At 38.0% G+C, this 1,070-nt stretch carries 1 pseudogene; it reads left to right on the top strand.

The features are described from left to right. Positions 1-1,070, top strand: a pseudogene (locus tag GGG_RS20190) (hypothetical protein); the annotation flags it as partial.

Consider the following 1,070-nt stretch of genomic DNA (forward strand, 5'->3'; position numbering starts at 1 on the left):
CTAGAGCCTTCTATTTTTTAGATCGTAATAACAATCTCGCTCAAGTCGTTTATCCTGATGGGCGCCGCTTTAAGTATAGTTATGATCCAAAGTTTCAAGGTGGGGATATTCATAATCTCACTGCAAAATCTATCTTTGATCGAACAACAAAAAAGTTTAAGTTGCTCTCTCAGTGGCAGTATGACAATCAAGATCGTGCTTTTTTAAGTCAGCATGCGGGTGGGGTTGAAAAAGTCACCATTCAGTTTGATGCTCGTACTCATCAGGATATGCCTGCAAATTATGCAGCGAATAAGTCTGTTTTTAAAAATATTGTGACCAATAGTTTAGGTCAAAAAACTGCTTATTCGTATCAAATTGACGGTACTCAATTTCAGTTGTTAGAAAGTCTTGGTGCTGGTTGTGCCAGTTGTGGTGAGGTCAATAAGCGTTATCGTTTTAATGCTCAAGGTTTGGTGAGTTATGCTGCTGATCTTGATTTATCTGAGAAAGCCATTCGTGCGATTGATCTGAAATATAATGATTTGGGTGAGGTATTGTCTAAAACTGTTTCTAGGATTGGTGTACAAGCTCAGACGACTTTTTATGAGTATGAGTCTTATCAACTTAAATCATCTAATGTATCAAACTTAGGCAATCCCCTTCTTGTTCAGTTGAATCAACGTGATTCTCGCCGTTTAAAAACTGAATTTAGGAATAGTGTTGTTGCAGGTAAGCAGTATCGTAAGTCTTATGCTTATGATCAAGATAATCGTTTGATCTCGGTTAAAGAATCTGGGTTTTCTCCTTTGGGCGATACTTTGGTTCGTGAGTCTAAGTATGGTTATGATCAACACGGTCGTTTAGCTTGGGAGGATGGTCCTCTGCCCAATGGGAAAACGAATAGCCCTAGAGATAGTGATATTCGTACTTTTCAATACAACTTAACGGGACAACTCAAACAACTGAATCTACCAGGTCATCAAGGTGTTCAAGTTTTATCATTTGATAAGTTTGAACGTCCATCAAGTATTAAAGTATTCGATGGTCAAAGAACGATGCTTATTGATCTCAGTTATGTAGGAACTGGT

Origin of the sequence: Acinetobacter sp. P8-3-8, from assembly GCF_000214135.1 — a bacterium.
In the GTDB taxonomy this organism is placed as follows: Bacteria; Pseudomonadota; Gammaproteobacteria; order Pseudomonadales; family Moraxellaceae; genus Acinetobacter.